Origin of the sequence: Bacillus sp. FSL E2-8900 (assembly GCF_037966225.1) — a bacterium.
Classification (GTDB): Bacteria; Bacillota; Bacilli; order Bacillales; family Bacillaceae_G; genus Bacillus_A; species Bacillus_A cereus.
Map to the genome: position 1 here is coordinate 2,392,346 of NZ_CP150193.1, position 22,374 is coordinate 2,414,719.

Consider the following 22,374-nt stretch of genomic DNA (forward strand, 5'->3'; position numbering starts at 1 on the left):
TTCACTTTAATGAACCTTCCTCTTTGTTTTTATTCTCTTTTTGAAGAGTATTCCAGTACTCTAAAATTTCTGATGTAACGAGAGCGGCAATGTTTTTTTCGGAATTACTACCAGGAATAACGACAGAAATAGCAATTTGTGGATCTTCAGTAGGAGCATATGCAATGAAAAGAGAATGATTTATCATTCTTTCTTGCTCATTTGGAAAACCTGTAATACCTGTTTTACCTGCGACGTCAAAGGGCAACTTTTTAATTTCCTCTATATTTTGACTCATTCCACCTTGCACGACACTCCAAAAGTTCATCGGGTAACGATTTGAACTTTCTAAAATGGGTTTAAACTTTTTTGTTTCCTTACCATCTTGACCAATAATCGCACTTACGATTTGAGGTTTATATTTATCACCTTTACTTGCCAATGTTGCTGCATATTGAGCGAGTTGAAGAGGAGTATGCACTTCATTTCCTCCCCAAGAGGCATTTAATAAAGCAGAAATCCCATTTTCAAATTTATTAGATGGATGGAATTCATATTGTCCGTCTTCTTCAAAGGGCAAATCAATCCCGGTTTTAGAACGTAGGCCGAATTGCATTAAATAATCTGTCCATATATGTGCCACTTTTTCTATATTTCCATTATTTTGGTTGAATAAGGGCAGAGCTACTTTTGCTGTCATAAATGTGTTAGATGAATTAATGATAGCCTGCCTCGGTGTAATCTCACCTGTTGGTGTTCCAGGTGCATTCGTAATGTTATTTTGATTATCATACTGAAAAGTACCTTTATCTAAATAAGTATCTTCGGGTTGAAAAAGTTTTTCGTTTAATCCAATTAAAATAGTAAGTGGTTTTATAGTAGAAGCCATATTTACATAAGATTCACCATACTTTAATTTTTGAATCGCTTTATTTTGCGAAAGAGATTTAATATTTTCTTTTCGAGAAGATACATGTGTATTTAATATATTTGGATCAAAAACTGCCGAGTTGACCATAGTTAAAATCGCGCCAGTTTTTGCATCGCTCACTACAGCATAACCAGCTTTAGCATCAGGTGTTTTCTTAATTTGCGATCTTAATGCTTCTTCTGCCTTTTGCTGCAACTCAGAGTCTAAAGCTAGCCGTACATCTTTTCCTTTTTGTACTTTTTGAATGTTCCATAAGAACTTTTTATTTTTCAATTTAAAAATAAGAGTTTTACCTGGTTTTCCTTTTAAGTCATTTTCATATTGCAGCTCAATCCCGCTTTTTCCAACAGCCATATGCTTTGAATTAAGGGCATTTTCTACATACCCAATTACCTGTGAACCAATTTCGTGTTTAGGATAATATCGAATCCATTCATCTTTAATTATTACATTATTGGGTTTGTTTTTGTTTATAAATGCAAGTTCATTCTCAGTTATGTCAGAGTATAACGGTATACCATTCATAGTCTGCTTTTTACAAGATTGTTGTAATTGAGATTTTATGTTCTCTGTAGAAATATCATGTTGAAACTCGCTTGAAAATTGATTGAAAAAAGCTAATGTGCTTGATGTATCTTGTTTCGATAGCTTTTCATCATTAGAAGTGCAATATAGAGACTTAACTTTCTTATTTGTAGCTAGTATTGCACCATTTTGATCAAAAATCTTTCCTCTTTCAGCTGAAGAAGTTGCGATAGTAATTGAAATGAAGTTGATTTTTAATAAAATTAGTAAAATCAAACCTACAATAGAAAGAACCGCAAATAATCTCCATCTTTTTGTATGTAACATATAACCCTCCCTTATGTAGCCTACTTCATCTTATATTTAATTATTTTTTTTGTAAATGTGGAACAACTGTATTGTTTAGGTTGTCTATTAAGTATTACAGCATGAAGAAAGGAATAATTAGCATGAAAAATTACTAGCACGTTTATATGTAAGTTTAATAAGAGTCATTATACAGTTTAGCACTTCTAATGCAAGCAGCAAAAAAATAGAGAGAAAACAGGAAGGGAGAGTTATTAATTCCGTAGCTAAACGAAAAGGAATGGATGCTTACAAGGATTAAGCTAAAAATTGAGGCGATATTTATAACCGATTATCGGTATCTAATATAGAAGGAATGCTTTTAGTATTTAAAGCAATTCCTGAAAGGATTAAATGGAGGATTTATGAAAGAACAAAAAGGCAAGAAGCAGAAGACATATATATCTATTCGATTAAATATAATGTTCCTTTGTATATTTGTACTATTCTCAGCTATTATTATGCAGCTAGGAAAAGTACAAATCGTTGAGGGAGAGGCTTATAAGAACCAAGTAGAAAGTAGTCAAAATGCAATAACTAGTATTCCAGTTCCGCGTGGACAAATTTTAGATCGAGAAGGGAAAACAGTCGTTAATAATAAATCTCTTCGCACAATTACGTATACAAGGGTAAAGGGGATTACGAATGAAGATATTTTAAAAACAGCAAAAGACTTGGCGAAAGTACTTGAAATGCCCAAACAAGATATAAATAAATTAACAGATATCGATAAAAAAGATTTTTGGATGCAGTTGAATTCGAAACGTGCGGAGACAAAGATTACTAAGAAAGATATAGAAAAGTTTAAAGAAAAGGGTATAGAGGGAAAAGAGTTAGATAAAAAAATAGAAGACTTAAGAAGAGGTCGTGTTACAGAGGTAGAATTAGCAGAATTAACAGCAGAAGATTTAAAGGTGTTAGCTATTAAAAGTAAAATGAGTTCAGGTTATCAACTAACACCACAAATCATTAAAAAAGATGTAACAGATGAAGAGTATGCGCGGATAAGCGAAAATCTTGCGAATTTTCCAGGAGTAGATGCAACTGTTGATTGGGAACGTAATTATGTAAACGGTAATTTATTTCGTTCTGTATTAGGAAATATTACGAGTAGTGAAGAAGGATTACCGAAAGAAAATTTAGATTCTTATTTAGTACGTGGATATAACCGTAATGATCGTGTTGGAAAAAGTTATATTGAACAGCGATATGAAGATGTATTACACGGGACAAAAGAAGAAGTGAAAAATATTACTGATAAATCAGGAAACATTGTTAGCTCAGAAATAATCTCTAAAGGAAAAAGTGGTAATAGTTTAACATTAACGATTGATATGGAATTACAAAAGAAAGTTGAAGAAAGTATAGAGAAAAACTTGAGAGCTTTTAAGAGTTCAGAGCCACTGCTCGATCGAGCTTTTGTTGTCATGACAAATCCAAATAACGGACAAATTTTATCAATGGCAGGCAAAAAGATTGTAGAAAAAGAAGGGAAAATAGAGGTTGAGGATTTGGCATTAGGAAACATGACAACTTCGTATGAGCTAGGGTCAGCTGTAAAAGGTGCTACTTTATTAACTGGATATGAGACAGGGGTAATACATCCAGGAGATCAATTTTATGACGCGCCGATGAAATTTAAAGGTACACAAGCTAAGAAATCGTGGAATGTATCCGGATTTGGTAATATTAATGATTTACGGGCTTTACAAGTATCTTCGAATGTATACATGTTCCAGACAGCATTAAAAATTGCGGGAGTCAATTACGTACCAAATGGCTCATTGGATATTAAACAAGGAGCATTTGATACGATGCGCTATTATTTCAAGCAATTTGGTTTAGGCGTCCCAACAGGTATTGATTTACCGAATGAAATAATTGGACAAACGAGAAAAGTAGATAGTCAACCTGGGTTTTTACTAGATTTTTCTATCGGTCAGTATGATACGTATACGCCGTTGCAATTAGCGCAATATATTTCAACGATTGCGAATGGTGGTTATAGAATGCAACCTCAAATTGTACAAGAAATACGAGAACAATCAATAAAAGAAGAGGTTGGCAAAGTTATACGTTCCATAGAGCCTGTCGTATTAAATCGAATTGATATGAAGAAAGAACATATTGATCGGATAAAAGAAGGGTTTAGATGGGTATTCCAAGAAGGTGATGGAACTGGCGTGAAATATTTCAAAAACGCGCCATATAAACCAGCAGGAAAGACAGGAACAGCCCAAACTGTATATGGTGGAGATGACCCGATTGGCAGAAATGCAAAAGGAGAACGTATGGAATGTTACAACTTAACGTTAGTTGGATATGCTCCATATGATAATCCGGAAGTAGCATTTTCCGTAGTAGTTCCATGGCTTCATGATGATAAAAATGGAATTAATTCTATAATTGGAAAGGAAGTTTTAGATGTATACTTTGATTTGAAACAGCAACGTATACATGCTGAATCTACTAGTACAGGTAGTTCTAAGCAAAATTAGAATACTTTTCTCAGGGAAGAGAACCTGTTTATATAAAGCCATTTATAAGAAAAAATGAAATATGAAATAAGAGATAGCGGCGATCATAGCTACTATCTCTTATTTTGTTAATAATTCTCATACTAGCTATAAATTTTTTTCAGTTTGTGGAACAAATTTGGTTCGGTGATTGTCTATTATGTGTACGTATAAAAAGGTGCTAAAAATTTGGAAGGAATGATGATTTTGAAAAAAAAGAGGATGCTAAAAATAGGAATATGCGTTGGTATATTAGGTTTAAGTATTACAAGCCTAGAAGCTTTTACAGGAGGGGCATTGCAAGTTGAAGCGAAAGAAAAGACTGGACAAGTGAAACATAAAAATCAGGCAACGCATAAAGAGTTCTCTCAACTGGAGAAAAAATTTGATGCTCGATTAGGTGTATATGCGATTGATACTGGTACAAATCAAACAATCTCTTATCGACCTAACGAAAGATTTGCCTTCGCATCAACTTACAAGGCTTTAGCCGCAGGAGTATTACTACAGCAAAACTCAATTGATACATTAAATGAAGTAATCACCTATACGAAAGAAGACTTAGTGGATTATTCACCTGTTACAGAGAAACATGTAGATACTGGAATGAAACTAGGAGAAATTGCTGAGGCAGCTGTTCGTTCAAGTGATAATACTGCAGGGAACATTTTATTTAATAAAATAGGAGGACCTAAAGGATATGAAAAAGCGCTTAGGCATATGGGGGATCGGATTACTATGTCTGATCGCTTTGAAACAGAATTAAACGAAGCTATTCCAGGAGACATTCGTGACACTAGTACAGCGAAAGCTATTGCTACGAATCTTAAAGCTTTTACGGTCGGAAATGCACTTCCTGCTGAAAAACGTAAAATTCTTACAGAGTGGATGAAAGGAAATGCTACAGGAGACAAACTTATTCGTGCAGGCGTACCAACTGACTGGGTAGTTGGAGATAAATCAGGTGCTGGCAGTTACGGGACAAGAAATGATATTGCTATCGTTTGGCCTCCAAATAGAGCACCAATTATCATCGCAATTTTATCTAGTAAAGATGAGAAAGAGGCAACTTATGATAATCAACTCATTGCAGAGGCAACTAAAGTTATAGTTAAGGCTCTTAGGTAATAGTATTTTAGTTTTCGCATTTTTAACATGAAAGTATTAAAAGTATAAAGTTAGAAAACGACTCTTTTCGTGTGATAAGAGTCGTTTTTGTATTCTTATTATTAAAAAGGTAAAAGTAAAAATATAACGAATATATATGACATATCTCATATGAAATTTCATGTACTGTATTATTTTATTAATTTAAATAAATTTCAAGAAAGTATAATTTAATTCAGTTAGCATATAGAAGTTTTTGATGAGAATGTAAAGGAGAAAATATGAAAAAGAAGATTAATAGAATTGTAATGATTATTTGTATATTAGTAGGTTTTACAATCTTTTTATATTTACAGAACAATTTAATAAGTATAACTGAGGTTAAAATAACCTCTAGTAAAATACCATCCTCTTTTAAAGGGTATAAAATTCTACAAATTTCAGACTTACACAATAAAAAATTTGGCGATAATCAAGATGTGCTAATTCAAAAAATAAAAAGTATAGACCCAGATATTATTGCGATTACGGGTGATTTAATTGACAGTAAATCATACGATGCAGAAGTTAGTATGCAATTAATACGAGAAATTGTAAAGAAATATCCTGTATATTTTGTGACAGGAAACCATGAACAATGGTCTGGAAAGTATAACAATTTAGAAAAAGAGTTGAAGAAATATGATGTCAATGTTTTAAGGAATGAACATGTAGGCATTCGAAAGGGTGAGCAAGAAATAAACTTGCTAGGTATTGATGATCCAGAGTTTGTTACTGGAAACCGTGATGAAGGAAATATTATAATAGATGAAATTAAAAAAGCGAAAATTGAAATGCAACCAGATAAATATAATGTATTATTATCCCATCGGCCTGAATTTATAAAGGAATATACGAATGAGAGGTTGGATTTGGTTTTATCGGGACATGCTCATGGAGGGCAAGTTAGATTGCCATTTATCGGAGGATTAGTTGCGCCAAATCAAGGTGTTTTACCTAAATATACAGCGGGTTTATATGTAGAACAAAATACATCAATGGTAGTGAGTAGAGGATTAGGAAATAGTATCATTCCGCAAAGGATTTTGAATAGGCCAGAAATTGTAGTCGTGCAGCTAAATTAAACTGTACGATTTTTTTTATACAAAAATGAGTAAAGGGGCTTTCTGTATTTTGCAGGAGTAAACATTACAATTTTGTTAAAAATTTTCTACGTTACATAAAGTAACAAAATTTGACCCTCAGTGTTTGTTATAGTGTAAATAATCAAAAAACTTAAAATTTGTCGAGTGAAAATTGTGATAAGTAATTCATATAAAAAACTTAAAGGGGTGTACACATGCATAAAGAATATGAAATTGAAGAATACACGGCGATTGAGGAACAAATCCATTATTATTGTAAATGTTTATTAGTAAGTCATCCTGATCAAATAATAAAGTATTTAGAAAAAAGGTTAGAAAAATATGCAGAAACATTACAATATGCACATTTATATCCTGACACAGTTATTTTACCGTTACAGCAATTAGTTATTGAATATTCTTTAGACGTTGCTAGAATTCGGAAGTATATGAATTTAAAAACGTAAAGTGAAATTTATAGTTTAAATGAAACAGAGTCGACTTTAGGAAATGAAATTCTAATGTCGACTCTGTTTCATTGTTTCATATCGGTGATTGAACATACATACTAATCAACGAAGTTTGACATATAATTAAGCAAGAGTAAAATAAAAGTGAGTACTCACTCATTTTATTGGAAAAGGAGGATGAAACGTGCAACAACCTTCAATTATTTTACGGACTGTATCAAAAAGTTTTGGAAAAAAAGAAGTGTTACACAATCTTTCATTGCAAGTTGAAAAAGCAGAAATTTTTGGTTTTGTTGGACCTTCTGGTTCGGGGAAAACAACGCTCATTAAAATGATTGCAGGTATTAATGAGGCAACGAAAGGTGAAGTGCTTGTTAATAATACTAATATGCCTAATTTAAATGAAATGAAAAGAATTGGTTATATGGCTCAGGCGGATGCATTATACGAAGAATTGTCAGCATATGAAAATGCAGATTTTATAGCAACGATGTATGGACTAAAGGGAAAACGTAAAAAGACAAGAATTGCAGAGGTTTTTGAACTTGTACAATTGTCACAGTATATGAAAAAGCAAGTACAACAATTTTCAGGTGGAATGAAAAAACGCTTATCATTAGCAATAGCACTCCTTCACGAACCAGAAATATTAATTTTAGATGAGCCTACAGTGGGGATAGATCCACTTCTTAGAAAAACGATTTGGGAAAAATTTTATGATCTTAAAAAGAAAGGTACAACGATTATTGTAACGACGCACATTATGGATGAAGCTGAATTTTGTGAGCGTCTAGGGTTAATTAGAGAAGGGAAACTAGTTGCGGTTGGAACAACTGAAGAATTGAAAAAACGCGTGTCATCTGGACGGATTGAAGATGTCTTTTTGCTAGAAGAGGTGGTGCCATCATGAGAGTTACTGGTGTAATCATACGTATTATTCGTCAATTTTTTCGAGATAAGCGTTCGTTAGCAATGATGTTTGGAGCACCGATGTTATTACTTTGGCTTTTGTCACTAGTGTTTACACAGAAAGACTATATACCGCAAATTGCTGTTGTTGATATGCCCGCTCAAATAGTAAAAGTGATGAAAAATCAAGAAGCGTCAATTTATGAATACAGTAAGGAAAAGGCGATTTCTGAGTTGGAAAAACAAAAGGTAGATGCAGTATTTCGAATAGAGAATGGAAAAATGAAACTTCTGTTGGAAGGTAGTGATTCGTCAAAAAATCGTGCTGTACTTCAAGTATTGCAAAATAGCACAGAGAAGAATGATGTATCGATTATGAAACCTGAAGTAAATTATTTACATGGCTCTAAAGACTTTACGATGTTTGATGGGCTTGGTCCTGTATTAATTGGTTTCTTTACATTTTTCTTTGTATTTATATTATCAGGTGTATCTTTCGTAAGAGAACGTTTAAGTGGTACGCTAGAAAGGTTATTATCCACCCCAGTAAGAAGATGGGAAATAGTCGCAGGGTATATTATTGGTTTTGGAATCTTTGCCTTTATACAATCCATTATTATCGTAAGTTTTTCCGTTTATATTTTAGATTTATACGTAGCTGGCTCCATATGGCTAACGTTACTTATTACATGTATGCTCTCTTTAACTGCACTAACATTAGGTACGTTTTTATCGGCATACGCAAATAATGAATTTCAAATGATTCAATTTATACCGCTTGTTATTGTGCCACAAATCTTCTTTTCTGGATTGTTTCCAATGGAATCTATGAATAAGTGGCTACAAATGTTAGGGAAAGTATTTCCACTCACATACGGCGCTGACGCAATGAGACAAGTGATGATTCGGAATCAAGGGTTTACAGAGATTGCATTAGATCTTACTGTATTATTACTTTTTTCACTATTATTTGCAGTAGGAAATGTATTTGCTTTAAAGAAACATCGTAAAATATAATAATGACAAAAAGGAGCTTTATAAATGCAGAAAGATTGGCTGGAGGAATTAATAGCTGCAACTAATACGGATAAACGAAATGAACGTCAAATGCGAATATTAGAGGCGGCTGTTGATATGTTTGGAGAAAAAGGATACGCTTCAACTTCAACAAGTGAAATTGCAAAGCGTGCTGGTGTAGCGGAAGGAACCATCTTCCGCTACTATAAGACGAAAAAAGATTTATTACTAGCGGTCGTAATGCCAACTTTAACTAAGTTCGCTGCACCATTTTTCGTACAAACCTTTGCAAAAGAAATATTTAAATCAGAGTATGAATCGTATGAAGGACTTTTAAGGGTTGTAATTCATAATAGATTTAAATTTGCTCAAAAACACTTTCCTATGATAAAAATATTAATTCAAGAAGTACCATTTCAATCAGAACTGAAAAATGAAATACAGCAATTAGTAGAAACAGAACTGTTTTCACATTTCAAAAAGTTGATTGTGAAATTTCAAGAAGAAGGAGAGATTATTGAGATACCACCATCTTCCGTACTACGTCTTACTTTATCAGCTGTATTAGGTTTATTATTAACACGATTTTTATTATTGCCTGAAGAAAAATGGAATGATGAAGCAGAAATTGAAAATACGATTCAATTTATATTGTATGGATTAACTCCACGAATTTAATCGTCGAAGTGTGAATTACATACATTACTTTTTAAGTAAAAATAAATCGCCTTTAAAAAGGCGATTTATTTTCGTTATATATTTTTGATAAATAAGTACTTGTTTATTAAAAACATTCTAAATCAGTGTGTTTCTTTGTCTCTTCTTCTAAGACCTAATAATCCTGCTAGTCCTAATAAACCAAGCCAAGCCCAATTATTATTTCTATCACGATTATCATTTAAATCATTTGTTGTATTTACATTTCGAGTTCTTACATCATTATTAACTCTGTCTAAATTATTGTCATTTACTCGAGTTGAAATATCAGTGTTATTCACTCTATTCATATTATTTCCATCGTATTCAGCTTGCGCAGATGTACCTAAAAACATAATAGAGAGTGCTAAAACACTTAAAATAGATGATAATTTCTTTTTCATAACAATTCTCTCCTTTCTTAATCATTAATTTCTCCGAAGCATCTGTGTATTATTCATTTCACAATATCTAAAGCAGTATAATAGGGCGCACATTTATTGAAAATAGAGTTGAATGATTGTTAATATATCATTGGATATATATTTCTCATAAAAATAAAGGAATCAAACTTTGCTTAAAATGTTAATCTTAGTACAATTTATAGTATACGGACTAGCACTAAGGAGGTAATGAGATGCGACAATTTGCAAAACCTACAATCGTCGTAAGTAAATGTTTAGAATTTGATGCTTGTCGTTATAATGGAGAGATGATTCCAGATGTAACAATACGAAATTTGCAGCCATTTGTTACATTTATACCTGTTTGTCCAGAAGTGGAGATTGGATTGGGAACTCCTCGTGAAACGATACGAATTGTAGAAGAAAATGGTGAGAATAGACTTGTGCAACCGTCGACACGAGAAGATGTAACTGAAAAAATGGAGCAGTTTTCAAATGACTTTTTACAAACGATACCGGATGTGGATGGTTTTATTTTAAAGAATCGTTCACCAAGTTGTGGTACGCGTGATGTGAAAATTTATTCTGGTTTTGAAAAAGCGCCAGCAAAGGGAAAAGGAGCTGGCTTATTCGGCGGAGCAGTAGTAAAAAATTTTTCGCATCTTCCTATTGAAGAGGAAGGTAGATTGTCGAATTTTATTATTAGAGAGCATTTCTTTACAAGGTTATTTACAATCGCATATTACAAAATGATTAAACACAATAAAAATATGAAAGAACTTGTATCGTTTCAGTCGGACAATAAATATTTATTTATGGCATATAATCAGGTGAAACAAAAGGAATTAGGTCGTATAATTGCAAATCAAAAAAATGAAAAGATTGAAGTGGTATTTGAAAACTATGAGAAGACTTTATATGAATTATTTATGCGTGCGCCCCGTTATACATCGAATGTAAATGTATGCGAGCACATTTTTGGATATTTTAAAACAAAGTTAAAAAAACAAGAAAAAGATCATTTTATAGAACTGTTACAAAAGTATGCAGAAAAGAAAATACCACTTAGTAGTTTACTTACAATATTAAAATCATGGGCTATTCGATTTGATGAAAAGTATTTATTAAGACAAACGTATTTCGAACCATACCCTGAAGCATTAGTAGAAATTTCTGATTCGGGAAAAGGTAGAGATTATTAAACAATAAATTACATAATTCGACACAAAATCTCCTATGTTGTTGTAGAACAATGTAGGAATTTTTTTGTGCATTAGTACAGAATCTGTTTTAAAATTAAGTTATGACAGAATTGTAGCAATTGTCTAACTAATATTCTTGTCTTTTAAGTTGTTATGTTTGTAGTAGAAACTCGCACGCTGTCGAAACTCAATATTCGATAAGGGGTGTGTAGCGGAATGGAATTTACTCTAACTCGCGAAAAACAAATGATTAAAGAAATGGTACGTGACTTTGCTGAAAAGGAAATCGCACCGAAAGCTGTATATTATGACAAAACTGCAGAGTTTCCATATGAAACATTTCAAAAAATGGGCGAACTAGGATTATTAGGCATCCCATTCCCAGAAGAGTATGGAGGTTCAGGTGGCGATACGGTATCGTATGCGTTAGCAGTTGAAGAAATTGGTCGCGCTTGTGGTGGCACCGGTTTAAGCTATGCTGCAACAATTTCATTAGGTGCTTCTCCAATTTATTATTTCGGTACAGAAGAACAAAAACAAAAGTATTTAGTTCCAATGGCGTCAGGTAAAACATTAGGTGCCTTCGGATTAACGGAGCCGAATGCTGGATCAGATGCAGGTGGTACTCAAACGAAAGCGGTATTAGATGGTGATGAGTATGTAATCAGTGGTGAGAAGTGTTGGATTACAAACGCAGAGTATGCAAATACAATTATTGTAACCGCTGTCAACGGTATTGAAGAGAATGGTAGAAAACGTATTTCTGCATTTATCGTGCCTACTACGAGTGAAGGATTAACGATTTCAAGTCCTTACGATAAGATGGGTGTTCGCGCTTCTAATACTTGTGAAATCGTACTTGATGGTGTTCGTGTACCGAAAGAAAATATTCTTGGTGATGTAAATAAAGGCTTTAAACAATTTTTATATACACTTGATGGAGGGCGTATTTCAATCGCTGCATTGGCAGTTGGTATTGCGCAATCAGCCTTTGAACGTGCATTACAATATGCGAAAGAACGTCAACAATTTGGAAAGTCAATCTCTAATTTCCAAGCGATTCAATTTAAATTAGCTGATATGGCGACTGAAGTAGAGCTAGCACGCAATTTAGTACATAAAGCAGCTTGGTTAAAAGATAACGATAAACCTTTCGGCAAAGAAGCGGCAATGGCAAAACTATTTGCATCGGAAGCAGCAAGCCGTATTGCGAATCAAGCAGTACAGATTCATGGTGGATATGGTTATATGCGTGAATATGAAGTTGAACGACATATTCGTGATGCGAAACTATTAGAAATTGGTGAAGGAACTTCTGAAATTCAACGTCTCGTAATTGCTAGACATTTAGGATGTAGATAAAAGGGAGGAATCACTATGTTTCAAAAAATATTAATTGCGAATCGCGGGGAAATCGCTGTTCGTATTATGAAAACTTGTCAAAAACTTGGTATTCGCACTGTTGCTATTTATTCTGAAGCAGATGAAAATGCCCTTCATGTGAAAATGGCAAATGAAGCTTACTTAGTAGGTGGACCGCGTGTCCAAGAAAGCTATTTAAACCTTGAAAAAATTATTGAAATAGCTAAGAAGACAAATGCAGAAGCAATTCATCCGGGTTATGGTTTATTATCAGAGAATCCGTCTTTTCCGGTTCGCTGCAAAGAAGAAGGAATCGTATTTATCGGTCCTTCAGAAGAAATCATTACGAAGATGGGAAGTAAAATCGAATCACGTATCGCAATGCAAGCAGCAGATGTCCCAGTAGTCCCAGGTATTACTACAAATATTGAAACTGCTGAAGAAGCAATTGAAATTGCAAAACAAATTGGTTATCCATTAATGCTTAAGGCATCCGCAGGCGGCGGAGGCATTGGTATGCAGTTGATGGAAACTGAGCAAACGCTCACCAAAGCGTTTGAAAGTAATAAAACAAGAGCGCAAAACTTCTTCGGTAACGGAGAAATGTATTTAGAGCGATATATAGCAGATGCGCATCATATTGAAATTCAGCTTTTAGCAGATACACATGGTAACACAGTGTATTTATGGGAGCGTGAATGTTCGGTACAGCGCCGAAATCAAAAAGTAATCGAAGAAGCACCTTCACCATTTTTAGATGAAGGTACACGAAAGGCGATGGGTGAAGTTGCTGTACAAGCTGCCAAAGCACTTGGCTATACAAATGCAGGTACAGTTGAGTTTCTTGTAGATGATCAGAAAAATTTCTATTTCTTAGAAATGAATACGAGATTACAAGTAGAGCATCCAGTGACAGAAGAAATTACGGGATTAGACCTTGTAGAACAGCAACTCCTTATCGCAAGTGGAGAGAAACTATCATTTACTCAGGATGATGTAAAACGTAGTGGTCATGCCATTGAAGCTCGTATTTATGCAGAGGATCCGAAAACATTCTTCCCATCACCTGGGAAAATTACAGATTTAACATTACCGTCAAATGTACGGATTGATCACTTCTTAGAAAATCATGTAACGATTACACCTTTCTATGATCCAATGATTGCGAAAGTCATTGCACATGGCGAGACTCGTGAAGAAGCAATTTCGAAATTACATGATGCTCTAGAAGAATTAAAAGTAGAAGGTATTAAAACGAACACGCCAATGCTACTGCAAGTTTTGGAAGACGAAGTGTTCAAAGAGGGTATTTATACAACGGGTTTTGTAACGAAACAACTCGTTAAAAAATAAGATTTAACAATATTAAGGGGGAAAAATGATGACGAAAGTATACGCATCGATGGCAGGAAACGTTTGGAAGATTGTTGTAGGAGTAGGAGATACAGTAGAGGAAGAGCAGGATGTCGTCATTTTAGAATCTATGAAAATGGAAATTCCAATCATTTCAGAAGAAGCTGGCACAGTTATGAAAATTAATGTGCAAGAAGGCGATTTTGTAAATGAAGGAGATGTATTATTAGAAATTGAATAGGGAGATATAGGGGGAAGCGAATTGAAACTACCTAATTTTGCTGTCATTAAAGAAGTCGGGCCACGTGATGGCTTACAAAATGAAAAAAAGATTGTTGGCACAAAAGATAAAGTAAAATGGATTCAACTACTTACAGAAGCAGGATTGTCGTATGTTGAAGTTTCCTCATTCGTTCACCCAAAATGGGTCCCTGCATTAGCAGATGCAAATGATGTATTTTCTGAGCTGAAAAGGGATCCAAATGTTACATATGCTGCGCTTGTTCCGAATCAAAATGGTTTGGAACGAGCTTTTTTGCAAAATGTAGATGAGGTGAATGTTTTTTTATCAGCAAGTGAATCTCATAATAAAAGTAATATTAATAAATCGATTAAAGAAGCGTTAGTTGTAATCGCAGATATAACAAAACAGGCATTATTCGAAGGGAAAAAGGTAAGAGGCTATGTTTCTACTGTATTTGGATGTCCTTATGAAGGGGATATAAGTGTCACAGCAGTTGACGAATTATGTAATCAACTATTTTCATACGGCATTTATGAAGTTTCTCTTGGGGATACAATCGGTGTAGCGAATCCATTACAAGTAGAACAAGTATTAGAACATCTATTAAAGAAGTATGATGCTTCGCAGTTTGCCATGCATTTTCATAATACGTATGGAATGGCTCTAGCAAATGTAGTTAAATCATTAGAATACGGTATTACAACATTTGATAGTTCTTGTGGTGGACTCGGGGGCTGCCCTTATGCACCAGGAGCATCAGGTAATGTTGCTACTGATGACCTAGTACATATGCTCCATAAATTAGGAGTTCAAACGAATATAGACGAAGAAAAGTTATTGCGAGCTAGTCAATTTATTCAAAGTAAGCTAAATATCCAATTACCGAGTCATGTGTATAGAGCGCTTCAACATAAAACGATAAGTAGGTGAGAAGATGCTACAATTACAAAACATTTCAGTTGATTATGTAACACCTCACGTTGTAAAGATTTCGTTATATCGTGAAAGACAAGCAAACTCATTATCTTTAGCGTTATTAGAAGAGTTACAAAACATATTAACTCAAATAAGTGAAGAGTCCAATACGCGTGTAGTTATTCTAACAGGTGCTGGTGAAAAAGCATTTTGTGCTGGTGCTGATTTAAAAGAACGTGCTGGTATGAATGAGGAACAAGTTCGCCATGCTGTTAGTATGATTCGCACGACTATGGAGATGGTTGAACAATTACCACAGCCAGTTATTGCTGCTATAAATGGAATCGCACTTGGTGGTGGTACGGAATTAAGTTTAGCTTGTGATTTTAGAATTGCTGCTGAATCTGCAAGTCTTGGTCTTACTGAAACGACACTTGCAATTATACCAGGAGCGGGTGGTACACAGCGCTTACCGAGATTAATTGGTGTTGGTAGAGCAAAAGAATTAATTTATACAGGTAGACGTATTTCAGCGCAAGAAGCAAAAGAATATGGTTTAGTAGAATTTGTTGTACCAGCTAATTTACTTGAAGAGAAAGCGATTGAAATAGCAGAGAAAATTGCTAGTAATGGACCTATTGCTGTTCGATTAGCAAAAGAGGCAATTTCAAATGGTATTCAAGTTGATTTACATACCGGATTACAAATGGAAAAACAAGCGTATGAAGGTGTAATCCATACGAAAGATAGATTAGAAGGATTACAAGCATTCAAGGAAAAACGCACACCAACGTATAAGGGGGAGTAAATATGTTAGATCAAAAACAACAATCTAATTCATTTGAAGAACGAGTTGAAACGATTAAACAAGGCGGCGCACCAAAGTATCATGAACAAAATAAAGCAAAAGGAAAATTATTTGTTCGAGATCGTTTAGCGCTTCTATTTGATAATGGCGAATATGTAGAAGATGCATTATTTGCTAACTGTGAACAAACAGGCTTACCTGCGGACGGCGTTGTAACGGCAACGGGTAAAATACATGGTCGTACTGCATGTGTAATGGCCAATGATTCTACTGTAAAAGCTGGATCATGGGGATCACGCACAGTTGAAAAGATTTTACGTATTCAAGAAACAGCTGAAAAACTACGTGTTCCGTTATTTTATTTAGTCGACTCTGCTGGAGCGCGTATTACAGATCAAGTAGAAATGTTCCCAGGGCGCCGTGGTGCAGGAAGAATCTTCTATAATCAAGTGAAATTATCAGGTAAAGTTCCTCAAGTATGCTTATTATTTGGACCTTCTGCAGCTGGTGGTGCCTATATTCCAGCCTTTTGCGACGTTGTAATGATGGTAGAAGGAAATGCATCTATGTATTTAGGATCTCCTCGTATGGCTGAGATGGTTATCGGTGAGAAGGTAACTTTAGAAGAGATGGGCGGAGCTCGTATGCATTGCTCTGTATCAGGATGCGGAGATGTTTTATGTAAGACAGAAGAAGATGCGATTACACAAGCAAGACAATACATTTCATATTTTCCAAACAACTACTTAGAAAAGACTCCATTGGTTACACCTCAAGAACCGAAACAATTCGATAAAACGTTAGAACAAATCATTCCAGAAAATCAAAATGCTCCTTTCAATATGAAAGATCTCATTAATAGAGTTATTGATGAAGGTTCATTCTATGAAGTGAAAAAATTATTTGCTCAAGAGCTAATTACAGGCTTAGCACGTATTGATGGTAAGCCAGTTGGTATTATTGCAAATCAGCCGCGTATGAAGGGCGGCGTATTATTCCACGATTCAGCTGATAAAGCTGCTAAGTTTATTAATTTATGCGATGCATATCATATTCCATTATTATTCCTTGCGGATGTACCAGGATTTATGATTGGTACAAAAGTAGAGCGTGCCGGTATTATTCGCCACGGTGCAAAAATGATTTCTGCAATGAGTGAAGCAACTGTACCGAAGATTTCTATCGTTGTTCGTAAAGCATATGGCGCTGGTTTATATGCGATGGCAGGTCCAGCATTTGAACCAGATTGCTGTCTGGCATTACCGACAGCCTCTATTGCGGTAATGGGTCCAGAAGCTGCGGTTAATGCTGTATATGCAAATAAAATTGCAGCTTTACCAGAAGAAGAGCGTGCTAGCTTCATTGCTGAAAAACGTGAAGAGTATAAGAAAGATATTGATATTTATCATTTAGCATCAGAGATGGTGATTGATGGTATTGTTCATCCAAACAATTTACGTGAAGAGTTAAAAGGACGTTTCGAAATGTATATGAGTAAATATCAAGTATTCACAGATCGTAAACATCCTGTATATCCAGTTTAAAAGCCCTATTTAGGGCTTTCTTGCTCAAAAAGTTAAGGAGGGGAAAACATTGAAACAAGCAGTTTGGTTTCCAACAGAAGAGTACAAGGAAAAAACACGTTTATATGGTTGGATGAAATCATTGGGATATGAAGACTATGAAACTTTTTATAATAAATCTATTGAGGAAACAGCTTGGTTTTGGGGAGAGGCAGAAAAAGTAGTAGGCTATCAATGGATGAAACCTTATACAGAAGTGTTAGACTTAGAAAATGGTACACCGTTTGCACAGTGGTATAATGGCGGAACATGTAACGTTGTAGAATCAGCTTTATCTCGCTGGCTTGCGGATGAAGAGACGAGAATACAGCCAGCACTTCAGTACGAAGGGGAAAATGGAACTTCAAAATCATTTACATATGAAGAGCTTGACAACTGGGTAAGCCGTGTTGCAAATGGTTTGAAACACGCGGGTATTGAGAAAGGTGATCGTGTAACAATTTATATGCCGATGATTCCAGAAACAGTTGTTGCGATGCTAGCTGTAATGAAAATCGGAGCAATTATTTCACCAATATTCTCAGGCTTTGCGTCTGATGCAGTCATGACACGTGTGCAAGCGGCAGGTTCAAAAATGATTATTACCGCAGATGGATTTTCACGCCGCGGTAAAATTGTTTCTTTAAAAGATGAAGTAGATAAAGCTTGTGAACATTGCCCAACTGTTGAAAAAGTTGTTATCGTTCGTCATGCAGGAAATGATTTTACACCACATAACTATGACTTTTCGTGGAGTACGCTAGAAAAAGAAAAACCATTCATACATGCCGAGGAAATGCAAAGTGATGATCCATTAATGCTCATTTATACATCAGGAACGACTGGTAAGCCGAAAGGAACAGTACACACGCATGCAGGATTTCCTTTGAAAGCAGCTTTTGATGCAGGATTTGGAATGAATATTAAACAAGGTGATCGTGTATTATGGGTAACTGATATGGGCTGGATGATGGGGCCGTTTCTATTATTCGGTTCACTCATTAATGGAGCAACGATGGTTATGTACGAAGGTGTTCCAGACTTCCCAGAAGCAGACCGGTTATGGGAGACAGTTGATAAATATGAGATTACTCATCTAGGTATTTCGCCAACGTTAATCCGAGCATTGATGGCAAAAGGTGATGAGTATGTCAATAAACATTCTTTAAAGAGTTTGGAAGTATTCGCATCAACAGGAGAACCTTGGAATCCTGATCCATGGATGTGGCTGTTTGAAACAGTTGGAAAAGGAAATGTCCCAATCTGTAACTACTCAGGTGGAACTGAAATCTCTGGTGGGATTTTCGGTAATGTTCTTATTAAGCCAATAGCACCGATTAGTTTTAACGCATCTTTACCAGGAATGGCAGCTGTCGTACTGGATGATCAAGGTAAACCAATTCGAGATGAAGTCGGAGAATTATGCTTAGAGAAACCTTGGGTAGGTATGACGAAAAGCTTCTGGGAAGATGATGAACGTTACGTAAACACATATTGGTCGCGTTTTGAAAATAAATGGGTCCACGGTGACTGGGTCATTTACGATGGTGAACAATATATCATCACAGGGCGTTCAGACGATACGTTAAATATTGCAGGTAAACGTATTGGACCTGCTGAATATGAATCTATTCTTGTGAAACATAACGATGTAATCGAAGCTGCTGCAATTGGTGTACCTGACGAAGTAAAAGGTGAAGTTTGTCATTGTTTTGTAGTGTTAAGAGACCATGTAACATTCACAGGGGAATTAAAGAAAGAATTAATGAGTTTAGTAAACTCTCATATTGGAAAAGCGTTGTGTCCTAAAGACATCCACGTTGTAGAAGATTTACCGAAAACACGTAATTCTAAAGTAATGCGCCGTGTTATTAAAGCAGCTTACTTAGGAAAAGAATTAGGTGATTTATCATCGCTTGTAAATCCTGAAGTAGTTCCGTTTATTCAGGGGTTACAGTCTAGTAAATTATAAAGTTAGAAAGGATCTCTATATAAATAGAGATCCTTTTTTTTATGTTTATAAAAAGAAAAGAAGTGAATTTGATGAAGAAGAAAAATTTTACTATTAGTGTTAAGTATGTTTTTTAGTTTTAATCAAAATACGATATTATGGAATGTCTATTCAATGGAGAAATACTAATTTACAACAACAAGGTGATGACAAAGCGTGACTGCTTATATGTCTGTTTAAACCTTTACGTGTTAATATATAAAAAGCTGACTATAAGCAGTCAGCTTTTTATATATTACATTCTAGTATTTGCCGGGCAGTAATGCCCCCATCTAAAAATTCAGCAAAAGCAAGGAAGTAGGTGAGGGATCAACTTTCCGGAAAAGCCCGATTGGTTCCAAAAGACATATTCTTTCCTTTACGTTGACATTAAAAATATTACCAATTTTTTCTTTTACAATGGCAACAAATAAAGAAACATTTACAACGACACTTATTTCGTTTAGAACTCCAATTATCATCACGATGACACTTTTCTTTAGATTTCCACCAATCATCATTACAATGTTTTTCCTGAGAACTCCAATCGTCATCACAATGACACTTTTCTTTAGATTTCCACCAATCATCATTACAATGCTTTTTCTGAGAACTCCAATCATCATCACAATGATGCTTTTCTTTAGATTTCCACCAATCATCACAGCAATGCTTTTTCTGAGAACTCCAGCAATCATTTTTCCAGGACATTTATTTCTACCTCCTTTCAATAGTGTTCATATTATTCTATGTTTTAATAAAAAAATGGCTTGTTTATTAACCTACTATTTTATCTTTATATGATAGAGAGTCTTCTACTCGATATAGAATTCATACAAACTATGCTAATTTTTAAGAGAAAGTGGAGAGAACTACTACTAGTTATGGTATTTTTCAATAAACACTTGTTGAAGAAAATGTTCTGATTACAAATAATATCTTATTTTCGAGTACGCTTTTTAAATGTATATTTCACAATGAAAAATGGGAAATCCACAAATAAAGTCTATGTATATGTGAGTTAATGGGGAAATCTAGTGTGTTTTTAAGGGGCGTCTTATTTAAAAGAAAAAAGGTTTGTTTTAGAAAGTGGTGTCTAAACATTAAATGGAGTAGGACTAAATTCACGGCCGCTCATTAAAAAGCTTTTAATTAGGAGAAGTCTGTTTTTATAATGAATAATGAAAAGAAAGTTTGGTACAATTGTTTGTTTTTTTCTTTTTATGTGTTTGCCTCGTACCCTTTTAAGCTAGTGGACATACTTTACTAATAGAAAGGATTAGGGGGTGAGGTATTGGGTTCTCGATTTAATAATTGTAAAAAGAAGTGTACATGTAAACAAGATGATTGTTGGGAAGTATTCGAAGAGTGTAAAAAAGAACAGCATGAGAAATGTGATAATTCTTGTGTACAAGGAATTAGAGATGAACTTAAGAAATTAATTAATCGAACAGTTCAAATTAATACAGAGGGACGTACTTATGTAGGTACTGTTTCGTCTGTAAGTTGTGATGTAGTTAGGCTTGCGGCTATTCCTGGATCGGTTGGAGTAATTATTTCCATTTGTAAAATTGAAGCAATTTTCCCACCTGTTACAACGGTTACTGCTGACTTTGATTTTAATGGTATTGATGTAGCAAACAAAGCATAATTATGCTGCTTTTTTGTAAAGCCATTCACATGAATGGCTTTATTTTAATTTCATATAAAAGGAGAATATATTCTTTATATAGAAATAAGTTTGAGGTTATAAAGCATGATGTACGAAAGGAGCAAGGAAGTGATTAAACTAGAAAGTTTTAAGAAATCTGATTTTAAACAATTAATAAATTGGATTAATTCCGAAGAATTTCTAATACAATGGTCAGGAAATGCATTCACATTCCCTTTAGACGAACAGCAATTAGAGAAGTATATAGAAAGTGCAAATACACTCGCTTTCAAAGTGGTAGATGAAGAGACTTCAGACGTTATTGGTCATATTTCGCTTGGGCAAATAGATAATATTAATAAGTCCGCTAGAATTGGAAAAGTATTAGTTGGTAATACGAAGATGAGAGGACGTTCTATAGGAAAACATATGATGAAAGCAGTACTTCATATTGCTTTTGACGAATTAAAACTACATAGAGTAACTCTTGGTGTGTATGATTTTAATACATCGGCCATTTCATGTTACGAAAAAATAGGGTTTGTAAAAGAAGGCTTATTAAGAGAGTCAAAAAGAGTAGGAGAAACGTATTGGAATTTATGGGAAATGAGTATGTTAGAATATGAATGGAAGAAGTAGCAACGATAGTAACTTATAATTATATTATGTTAACAAAGGGGCTTGGTGGGTATAGTGGATAATAAAACAAAAATAATTTCAATTGCAGCTGTTTCGGGGGGAGGTAAAACTACAATTACAGAAAGATTAAAGCATAAGTTTAAAAACTCAAAAGCTCTATATTTTGATAGTTATACATTTGATAACTATCCTGCTGATATTTGTAAATGGATTGATGATGGGGCGAATTACGACGAGTGGGTATTAACACCATTAATTCATGATATTGAGCAACTTATACAAAATAATACCTTAGACTATATTATTGTAGATTATCCTTTTGCATACTTAAATAGTGAGATGCGAAAATTCATTGATGTAACTATATTTATTGATACGCCTTTAGATATTGCGATGGCTAGAAGGATTTTGCGAGATTTTAAGGAAGGTACAATAGATGAAATACATAATGATTTGGAACATTACATGGCATATGCGAGAAAAGCTTATTTAGAGGCAATTCATACTGTTAAGCCGAATTCAGATATCATATTGGATGGTTCTTTATCTGTAAGTGAAATAATTAATCACGCTGTAGAGGAACTTGGCCGAAGAGAAGTGATTGTCAATGGTTAAATGTATAACA

The 22,374-nt window shown here is 34.5% G+C and carries 21 protein-coding genes; 18 read left to right on the forward strand and 3 right to left on the reverse strand.

What is annotated here, in order from left to right; all coding sequences use genetic code 11:
* Position 1: 1 nt before the first annotated feature.
* Positions 2-1,762: a penicillin-binding protein 2 gene (locus NST90_RS12235; RefSeq protein ID WP_025709596.1), complete on the reverse strand. Its 1,761-nt coding sequence runs from the start codon at positions 1,760-1,762 to the stop codon at positions 2-4.
* A gap of 383 nt (positions 1,763-2,145) precedes the next feature.
* Here NST90_RS12235 and NST90_RS12240 point away from each other — a divergent pair, with 383 nt between their 5' ends.
* From NST90_RS12240 to NST90_RS12270, 7 genes are all read left to right on the forward strand, one after another.
* Positions 2,146-4,278, forward strand: a complete 2,133-nt coding sequence (locus NST90_RS12240) for a penicillin-binding protein 2 (protein ID WP_025709595.1) — start codon at positions 2,146-2,148, stop codon at positions 4,276-4,278.
* A gap of 219 nt (positions 4,279-4,497) precedes the next feature.
* Positions 4,498-5,424: a class A beta-lactamase Bla1 gene (gene bla, locus NST90_RS12245; RefSeq protein ID WP_046393154.1), complete on the forward strand. Its 927-nt coding sequence runs from the start codon at positions 4,498-4,500 to the stop codon at positions 5,422-5,424.
* Between the two features lie 260 nt (positions 5,425-5,684).
* Positions 5,685-6,527, forward strand: coding sequence for a metallophosphoesterase (locus NST90_RS12250; protein WP_000727189.1), 843 nt, complete (start codon positions 5,685-5,687; stop codon positions 6,525-6,527).
* Positions 6,528-6,742: 215 nt separating this feature from the next.
* Positions 6,743-6,994 (forward strand): hypothetical protein, encoded by a 252-nt coding sequence (locus tag NST90_RS12255; RefSeq protein ID WP_000548621.1) that lies wholly within the window; start codon positions 6,743-6,745, stop codon positions 6,992-6,994.
* 187 nt (positions 6,995-7,181) lie between these two features.
* A complete protein-coding gene (locus NST90_RS12260) occupies positions 7,182-7,907 on the forward strand; it encodes an ABC transporter ATP-binding protein (RefSeq protein ID WP_001187071.1) in 726 nt (241 codons plus the stop codon).
* Entirely contained in the window at positions 7,904-8,923 is a 1,020-nt protein-coding gene (locus tag NST90_RS12265; RefSeq protein ID WP_046392703.1) for an ABC transporter permease, read from the forward strand. The genes NST90_RS12260 and NST90_RS12265 overlap by 4 nt, the downstream gene beginning before the upstream one ends.
* A 24-nt stretch (positions 8,924-8,947) precedes the next feature.
* Positions 8,948-9,601, forward strand: coding sequence for a TetR/AcrR family transcriptional regulator (locus NST90_RS12270; RefSeq protein ID WP_046392704.1), 654 nt, complete (start codon positions 8,948-8,950; stop codon positions 9,599-9,601).
* A gap of 122 nt (positions 9,602-9,723) precedes the next feature.
* On the opposite strand, the gene NST90_RS12275 is transcribed toward NST90_RS12270, so the two are convergent.
* Positions 9,724-10,023, reverse strand: coding sequence for a WGxxGxxG family protein (locus tag NST90_RS12275; protein WP_046392705.1), 300 nt, complete (start codon positions 10,021-10,023; stop codon positions 9,724-9,726).
* 233 nt (positions 10,024-10,256) lie between these two features.
* Here NST90_RS12275 and NST90_RS12280 point away from each other — a divergent pair, with 233 nt between their 5' ends.
* From NST90_RS12280 to NST90_RS12315, 8 genes are all read left to right on the forward strand, one after another.
* Positions 10,257-11,225, forward strand: a complete 969-nt coding sequence (locus NST90_RS12280; RefSeq protein WP_001248640.1) for a DUF523 and DUF1722 domain-containing protein — start codon at positions 10,257-10,259, stop codon at positions 11,223-11,225.
* Between the two features lie 216 nt (positions 11,226-11,441).
* Entirely contained in the window at positions 11,442-12,587 is a 1,146-nt protein-coding gene (locus tag NST90_RS12285; RefSeq protein WP_000397279.1) for an acyl-CoA dehydrogenase, read from the forward strand.
* Positions 12,588-12,602: 15 nt separating this feature from the next.
* On the forward strand, positions 12,603-13,940 hold the full coding sequence (locus tag NST90_RS12290; RefSeq protein WP_000486742.1) for an acetyl-CoA carboxylase biotin carboxylase subunit: 1,338 nt from the start codon (positions 12,603-12,605) through the stop codon (positions 13,938-13,940).
* A 25-nt stretch (positions 13,941-13,965) separates the two neighbouring features.
* Complete coding sequence (locus NST90_RS12295; protein ID WP_001987345.1) at positions 13,966-14,181, forward strand: acetyl-CoA carboxylase biotin carboxyl carrier protein subunit; 216 nt, start codon at positions 13,966-13,968, stop codon at positions 14,179-14,181.
* A gap of 21 nt (positions 14,182-14,202) precedes the next feature.
* A complete protein-coding gene (mvaB, locus tag NST90_RS12300; RefSeq protein ID WP_006928511.1) occupies positions 14,203-15,114 on the forward strand; it encodes a hydroxymethylglutaryl-CoA lyase in 912 nt (303 codons plus the stop codon).
* A gap of 4 nt (positions 15,115-15,118) precedes the next feature.
* The gene (locus NST90_RS12305) at positions 15,119-15,907 is read left to right on the forward strand and encodes an enoyl-CoA hydratase (protein WP_000939818.1); all 789 of its coding nucleotides are present in this window, start codon (positions 15,119-15,121) and stop codon (positions 15,905-15,907) included.
* A gap of 2 nt (positions 15,908-15,909) precedes the next feature.
* Complete coding sequence (locus tag NST90_RS12310; protein WP_000886744.1) at positions 15,910-17,451, forward strand: acyl-CoA carboxylase subunit beta; 1,542 nt, start codon at positions 15,910-15,912, stop codon at positions 17,449-17,451.
* Positions 17,452-17,500: 49 nt separating this feature from the next.
* Complete coding sequence (locus tag NST90_RS12315; protein WP_025709590.1) at positions 17,501-19,441, forward strand: AMP-binding protein; 1,941 nt, start codon at positions 17,501-17,503, stop codon at positions 19,439-19,441.
* Between the two features lie 311 nt (positions 19,442-19,752).
* Here NST90_RS12315 and NST90_RS12320 read toward each other — a convergent pair whose 3' ends face one another.
* Complete coding sequence (locus NST90_RS12320) at positions 19,753-20,190, reverse strand: hypothetical protein (protein ID WP_172459103.1); 438 nt, start codon at positions 20,188-20,190, stop codon at positions 19,753-19,755.
* A 563-nt stretch (positions 20,191-20,753) separates the two neighbouring features.
* Here NST90_RS12320 and NST90_RS12325 point away from each other — a divergent pair.
* The 3 genes from NST90_RS12325 (at position 20,754) to NST90_RS12335 (ending at position 22,364) form a co-directional block, all read left to right on the forward strand.
* Positions 20,754-21,110 (forward strand): hypothetical protein, encoded by a 357-nt coding sequence (locus NST90_RS12325; protein ID WP_000535577.1) that lies wholly within the window; start codon positions 20,754-20,756, stop codon positions 21,108-21,110.
* Between the two features lie 105 nt (positions 21,111-21,215).
* Complete coding sequence (locus NST90_RS12330; RefSeq protein ID WP_000990082.1) at positions 21,216-21,749, forward strand: GNAT family protein; 534 nt, start codon at positions 21,216-21,218, stop codon at positions 21,747-21,749.
* 54 nt (positions 21,750-21,803) lie between these two features.
* A complete protein-coding gene (locus NST90_RS12335; RefSeq protein ID WP_046393155.1) occupies positions 21,804-22,364 on the forward strand; it encodes an AAA family ATPase in 561 nt (186 codons plus the stop codon).
* Positions 22,365-22,374 lie beyond the last annotated feature (10 nt).